The organism is Staphylococcus schweitzeri, from assembly GCF_002902405.1.
Taxonomy (GTDB): Bacteria; Bacillota; Bacilli; order Staphylococcales; family Staphylococcaceae; genus Staphylococcus; species Staphylococcus schweitzeri.
Genome location: NZ_PPQS01000029.1, coordinates 15,662 through 22,484, shown reverse-complemented (window position 1 = coordinate 22,484; position 6,823 = coordinate 15,662). Strand labels below are relative to the sequence as shown.

Genomic DNA, 6,823 nt, shown 5'->3' with positions numbered 1-6,823 from the left:
GAATATCCAAATCAAACTACTAATTTAGAAAACTAAAATTTATTATACGAGGAGGGATTCTTATGAAATTATTTAAAGTTCAATTACTAGAGAATGACTACCCTAAAGCAATAGAAATATGGGAAAATGCAGTTATCGCAACACATAGTTTTTTGAAAGAAAAAGACCGAATAGAATTGAAGCGTGAAATACCTAAATATTTTTCACATGTTGAAGCGTATCTATGGTTTTACGAAGAACAAGCCATAGGTTTTTCAGGTACAAATGAACAACATTTAGAAATGCTGTTTATCGATCCAAAATATTTTAATCAAGGATTTGGTACTGAAATCCTTCGATACCTGATTAAACAAAATAAAATTCAATATGTTGATGTGAATAAAGATAATAAAAAGGCAACTCAGTTTTACATCAAAAATGGATTCGAAATATTTAAAACGTCTCGATTTGATTCACAAGGTCGTGATTATCCAATATTACATTTAAAATTAGGTGGGCAAAGTTTGTAGTGAACTTGAATATTCAACTTACGAGGTAGTCAAAAAACTTAATATTTGAACTCCCAAATGATATTAATATTGTCATCAAATTAGATGTGATTTAAATGAATAGATGTAGTGATTTTAATATGAAACATTAACTATTATATATTTAATCAAAGGGGATAAAACACATGAAAAAATTTGATTCGCACATGCATATTATAAGTTACGATTTCGAAATCAAAGAGAATAATGGTTATTTACCACCATCATATGACATTAATGATTATTTGAACGAAGTTGCTGACTTAAATATAATTGGTGGTGCAATTGTTTCTGGATCTTTTCAAGGATATGACCAATCGTACTTAGTGGATGCTTTAAATAAGCTGGATAGTCATTTTGTTGGAGTAACTCAATTGCCTCATACAGTTACAGATGAACAGCTACTTGAATTAAATGAACAAAAAGTAAGAGGTTTAAGATTTAATGTTAAACGTGGAGGTTCAGAAGGGCTATCAAAACTTGAATATTTTGCACAAAGAGTCTATGAAACTGTTGGATGGCATACGGAACTGTATATTGATTCTAAAAATTTACAGGAAATTTCAGATGTGGTCAAAAGGTTGCCTGCAGTATCAATTGATCATTTAGGTTTATCTAAAGAAGGGATGCCGCAATTATTGAGATTAGTGGATAAAGGTGTGCATGTAAAAGCAACTGGTTTTAGTAGAGGAGATTTAGAAATTTCTAAGACGCTTAAAGAAATATATAATTGTAATCCAAATGCATTAATGTTTGGGACAGATTTGCCTTCGACACGAGCGCCATATAGGTTTTCAAAGGATGATATAAATAAAATAGTAGATCAATTTAATGAAGATGAATGTAAAAAGATATTTTTTGAAAATGCATTGAATTGGTATCGAATTAAATCATAAAGAACATTGCTATAAAGTAATAATAAATAAGTAAACCATGGGCAATGTAACTAAATGAGGAGGTAGAGTGAATACGATTTTTTTCTTCAACTTATTTTTTAACTATCTAGCACGTTAACGTTTACTTGATTCATAAAAAACGTTTAATGTAATAGGAATGGGACAGAAATGATAAAGAACCACTAATGATTTATTATGTAGTGGTTCTTACACATTAGCCACAGTTAATGCGTACTTAGAAATTAGAATACATGAGTAAAACGCATGCATAAGAAACACTAATTTCTAAGAAAAAATATTTCTTTATCGTTGTAACCCCAACCTACATTGCCTGTAGAATTTCTTTTCGAAATTCTCTATGTTGGGGCCCCACCCCAACCTACATTGCCTGTAGAATTTCTTTTCGAAATTCTCTGTGTTGGGGCCCCACCCCAACCTGCATTGTTTGTAGAATTTCTTTTCGAAATTCTCTGTGTTGGGGCCCCTGACTAGAATTGAAAAAAGCTTGTTATAAGTGCATTTGCGTTCTGTCAACTACTGCCAATATAACTTTGTAGAGCATAGAACATTGATTTATGTCTCTGCCTTTTATATACAGCAATTAAATTGGTGATTCATTACGTGATTATAGTTGACTGATTGTCATTATAGATGTAGGTGGGTTAATTTATAAATATAAAAGTACTGGATACCATTTTTCATAAATTTATACTTCATCTAAACCACTGTGGTCGTCATCTTTATTCTTTTCTTTTTCTTTCTCTCGTTCTTGTTCTTTTTTGTACTCTTCTTCATATTCTTTTTCTTTCTTTTCTACTTCTTCTCTTGTTTCCGCTCTATGAGAAAAATCTTCGGTTTTAAGTTTACTAAATTTGAATGATTTAGAATCAACTGTTTTATCTTCTGAGTATTTATGGACATTTAAATTAATATTTCCATCACCTCTTAACTCATAGATAAACATGGCTTGTGCAGTTTTGCCTTTTTTAATTTGATCTTGGTTATGTTCTGTCCAATCTTTATATTTTTTATCACTTAAAAGATAACCATCTCTTAATTTATTTACTGTATTTTTATCATCTTGAGTGATATTAATATAGTCATGAGAAATAGAAGATGGATTTAAATCTTTATCGTCTTTTTTAGCAGTAATTTCCATTTTAAAAGCGATATATTTCTTTTTCTCATCTTTTTCATTGATGATAAACGGTTCTTTTATTTTAGCTTCAAATTTGTCACTAACAATAGTATCGCCTTTAATTTTTATATCCATATTTTTTTTGCTTTTAAATTCTTTAAGTTCTTCATTTAATTCTTCATTGTCATTTTCTTTCTTTTTGTGACTAGTGCTCTCTTTTTTTGCACTATCATGATGATGTCCACAAGCACCTAAGATAAGTGTACTTGCTAATAATATCCCCATTACTTTTTTCATTTAACATGTCTCCTTTATTTCGCAAAAATTTATTTTAAAAACTCTAAATGACTTATCATTTTGAGTAATTAAACAAAATTGGTATTTGTGAGTTTCTAAGATGATATTAAATAATTCGTGTAATAATAATTCTATGTATTGTTGCAATAAATTAATACAACTATAATTACTAATATTATATATCTTTTGTTGATAAAAATATATTACTATTTATAAAAAATAGTGAATTATCGAAAAGCTTAAATGTAGAAGTTTGATTTATTGGAAATTTTTACTTATTAAAATAAACCAATTTAACTTATTGCGTTGGATTTAACATTTGATAAATAAAATGAGTAATAATACGAATAATCTTTGATTTTAAAATATGTTGTAATGAGTCATATGCATTGCGATCATGCTGATGGTTTAAGATTAGTAAAACATGCTAAAAAAATTATACTGAGTGAGGAAGAACATACGGCTATTTTAAATGATAAATTACATTACTTGCCTCATGAATGGAAAGGTGTAAACCTTGAAACATTTAAATTTAGTGACAGTGACTTAGGTCCGAAAAAGAAATCATTTGATTTATTTGGTGATGGTACGATTACAATGGTTTGGGTACCAGGTCATAGTTAAGGGCTTGCTTCAACAATTATTAAAAATGAAAACAGTGACAAATATCTTTTACTTGCTTCAGATGTAGGATATGCAGCTAAATCATGGGAAGAAAACATTTTACCTGGGGTTTTAGTTGATAAAAAAGAAGCACAACAGTCGCTCATCTGGATTAAAATGATGGCAAATGATCCAAATTGTATAGAAGCAATCGCAAATCATGATGTAAATGTAAAGCCACATGTTGTTGAATTATAACAAATAAAGCATTACTGAAAATGATATGTAGTATTTATTGAATGAGCTGACTTAGCAGTGTATATAGTTAGTATGATTAATATGATGGAGAACATGAACATTCAATTATATTTTAATTTTCAAAATCAAAATGATTTTTGAAACAAAGTAATTAGTAATGTATTTTAACGCAAATGATGGAATCCTTTAAATAAAGTAGAAAAAGTAGGATATATATAAATGGAGATAAGAAAAATTAACAAACAGGACTTCGCACAAGTAGATCAATTAATTAGAATAGCATTTGAAAATACTGAACATGGATATGGCAACGAATCAGAGTTAGTCGACAAAATTCGACAAAGCGATGAATATGATTCGAATTTAGAATTGGTTGCAACTATAAATGATAAAGTAGTTGGACATGCTCTATTAAGTGATGTGTATCTTGATACAGAAGGCAATCGAGAAATAGGTTTAGTACTAGCACCAGTTGTTGTCGATATTAATCATCAAAATAATGGAATTGGAACACAATTAATTGCATCCTTAGAAGAATTAGCTTTAATGAAAGGTTATGGATTTATAAGCGTGCTAGGATGGCCATCATATTACGCAAACCTCGGATATGAACGTGCAAGTAAATATAAAATATATCCACCATTTGAAGGTGTTCCAGATGAAGTATTTTTAATTAAAGAACTGAAGAAAAATGAATTAGAAGACAAGAATGGTATCATACATTATTCATCAGCGTTTGAATAATGTAAGGTTCAATTGATAAAAAGGAACAATGCAACATTGTAAATTACGTACAATACAATGATGTGTTGTTGTTTTTATTTTTAAGAAGAAAATGTATTCATAAATATTGAATCAGTCATTTTTAGCTAAAGGAATTAAAAAATTAATTGTAATTAAAGTAATAAACAAAATAATTGCATTTATTCAATTTCGGTGTATAATTTCCTAAATAGAGATTAAAGGTATCTTAATCGGGTATATAGTTAATATAAAATGAAATGATAAAAAGAGGGAATAAAATGAATATGAAGAAAAAAGAAAAACACGCAATTCGAAAAAATTCGCTTGGCGTGGCTTCTGTACTTTTAGGAACATTAATTGGCTTTGGCTTACTTAGTAGTAAAGAAGCTGACGCTAGTGAAAATAGTGTAACGCAAGCAGATAAGACGAGTAGCGAAGACAAAAGTAAAGATTCAAGTAATGTAAATGTAGCACCTCAAACAGACAATACAGCTACAAATGCGACAAAAACAAATACAGTGGCAAGCACTAATAGTGGCGAAACGAATGTAGCACAAAACCCAGCACAACAGGAAACGACACAATCAGCATCTACAAATGCAGCTACAGAAGAAAGACCGGCAACTGATGAAGCTAATACAGTGGCAAATACACAGTCAAACAATATAAATGCAGAAGAACCAGTGAATCAAACTAATAATACAACGACTTCTAATGATACGAATAATGTATCATCAGTAAATTCACCTCAAAATTCTACAAATGCGGAAAATGTTTCAACAACGCAAAATACTTCAACTGAAACAACACCTTCAAACAATGAATCGACTATCCAGAATAAAGATGCAAAAAACAAAAAAGTAGTTAATAAATCAATTAAAACAAGTACGCCTAGAATGAGAGCGGTTAATCTTGCAGCAGCTGAAGCGGCAGATGCACCGGCGGGTAAAGATATAACTAATCAATTAACAAATGTTACGGCTACTATCGATTCCAAAGATACAGTGTATCCTCACCAAGCTGGCTATGTAAAATTAAATTATGGTTTTTCAGTGCCGAATGATGCTGTTAAAGGAGATACATTTAAAATAACGGTACCAAAAGAGTTGAATTTAAATGGTGTAACTTCAACTGCAAAAGTACCACCAATTATGGCAGGAGATCAAGTGTTAGCAAATGGTGTAATCGATGGTGATGGCAATGTAGTTTATACTTTCACAGATTATGTAAATAATAAAAATGATGTTAAAGCTACATTATCTATGCCGGCTTATATAGACCCTGAAAATGTTACGCATACTGGCAATGTGACATTGAGTACAGGTATAGGTGGCACAATCGTCAATAAAACAGTATTAGTTGACTATGAAAAATACGGTCAATTTCATAATTTATCAATTAAAGGTACAATCGATCAAATTGATAAAACGAATAATACGTATCGTCAAACAATTTATGTTAATCCAAGTGGAGATAATGTTGTATTACCGGTATTAACAGGAAATCTGATACCAAAATCAAATAGTAACGCTGTAATAGATGCTAATAATACAGATATTAAAGTGTATAAAGTTGATAATGCAAGTGATTTATCACATAGTTATTATGTTAATCCTAATGATTTTGAAGATGTAACGAATCAAGTGAAAATTTCATATCCTAATGCTAATCAATATAAAGTTGAATTTCCAACGGACGATGACCAAATTACTTCACCATATATTGTAGTTGTAAATGGTCATATGGATCCGAATAGTACTGGAGATTTAGCGCTTCGTTCAACATTTTATGGTTATGATTCTAATTTTGTTTGGCGTTCTATGTCTTGGGATAATGAAGTAGCATTTAATAATGGATCAGGCTCTGGTGATGGCATTGATAAACCTGTTGTCCCTGAACAGCCTGATGAACCGGGTGAAATTGAACCAATTCCAGAAGACTCAGACTCTGATTCAACAAGTGATTCAGGATCAGATAGTGGTTCAGATTCGGACAGCACATCTGATTCAACAAGCGATTCAGGATCTGATAGTGGTTCAGATTCAGCAAGTGATTCCGATTCAGACAGTGGTTCAGATTCGGACAGCACATCTGATTCAACAAGCGACTCAGACTCAGCAAGTGATTCCGATTCAGACAGTGGTTCAGATTCGGATAGCACATCTGATTCAGACAGCGATTCAGACTCAGATAGTGACTCAGATTCAGATAGCGATTCAGACTCAGATAGCGATTCCGATTCCGATAGCGATTCAGACTCAGATAGCGACTCGGACTCAGATAGCGATTCCGATTCAGACAGCGATTCAGACTCAGATAGTGACTCAGATTCAGATAGCGATTCCGATTCAGACAGCGAT

At 31.1% G+C, this 6,823-nt stretch carries 6 protein-coding genes; 5 read left to right on the top strand and 1 reads right to left on the bottom strand.

The annotated features are described in order from the left end of the window. Nucleotides 1-62 precede the first annotated feature (62 nt). Together CD116_RS06015 and CD116_RS06010 are read left to right on the top strand one after the other, a co-directional pair. On the top strand, nt 63-509 hold the full coding sequence (locus tag CD116_RS06015) for a GNAT family N-acetyltransferase (RefSeq protein WP_047551783.1): 447 nt from the start codon (nt 63-65) through the stop codon (nt 507-509). Nucleotides 510-673: 164 nt separating this feature from the next. Beyond that, complete coding sequence (locus CD116_RS06010; protein ID WP_047551786.1) at nt 674-1,423, top strand: amidohydrolase family protein; 750 nt, start codon at nt 674-676, stop codon at nt 1,421-1,423. A gap of 706 nt (nt 1,424-2,129) precedes the next feature. On the opposite strand, the gene CD116_RS06005 is transcribed toward CD116_RS06010, so the two are convergent. Beyond that, nucleotides 2,130-2,858, bottom strand: a complete 729-nt coding sequence (locus CD116_RS06005) for a DUF5067 domain-containing protein (RefSeq protein WP_047551789.1) — start codon at nt 2,856-2,858, stop codon at nt 2,130-2,132. Between the two features lie 375 nt (nt 2,859-3,233). Here CD116_RS06005 and CD116_RS13880 point away from each other — a divergent pair, with 375 nt between their 5' ends. The 3 genes from CD116_RS13880 to clfA form a co-directional block, all read left to right on the top strand. Next, nucleotides 3,234-3,482, top strand: a complete 249-nt coding sequence (locus tag CD116_RS13880; protein WP_231563475.1) for an MBL fold metallo-hydrolase — start codon at nt 3,234-3,236, stop codon at nt 3,480-3,482. Between the two features lie 456 nt (nt 3,483-3,938). Further along, nucleotides 3,939-4,463: a GNAT family N-acetyltransferase gene (locus CD116_RS05995; RefSeq protein ID WP_047551792.1), complete on the top strand. Its 525-nt coding sequence runs from the start codon at nt 3,939-3,941 to the stop codon at nt 4,461-4,463. Nucleotides 4,464-4,741: 278 nt separating this feature from the next. Then, a partial coding sequence (clfA, locus tag CD116_RS05990; RefSeq protein ID WP_240625101.1) for an MSCRAMM family adhesin clumping factor ClfA occupies nt 4,742-6,823 on the top strand: 2,082 nt, incomplete at its 3' end.

Excerpts from the sequence above, each read along its gene's own strand:
- CD116_RS06015 (WP_047551783.1), top strand. The coding sequence starts at position 63 with ATGAAATTATTTAAAGTTCAATTACTAGAGAATGACTACCCTAAAGCA.
- CD116_RS06010 (WP_047551786.1), top strand. The coding sequence starts at position 674 with ATGAAAAAATTTGATTCGCACATGCATATTATAAGTTACGATTTCGAA.
- CD116_RS06005 (WP_047551789.1), bottom strand. The coding sequence starts at position 2,858 with ATGAAAAAAGTAATGGGGATATTATTAGCAAGTACACTTATCTTAGGT.
- CD116_RS13880 (WP_231563475.1), top strand. The coding sequence starts at position 3,234 with ATGAGTCATATGCATTGCGATCATGCTGATGGTTTAAGATTAGTAAAA.
- CD116_RS05995 (WP_047551792.1), top strand. The coding sequence starts at position 3,939 with ATGGAGATAAGAAAAATTAACAAACAGGACTTCGCACAAGTAGATCAA.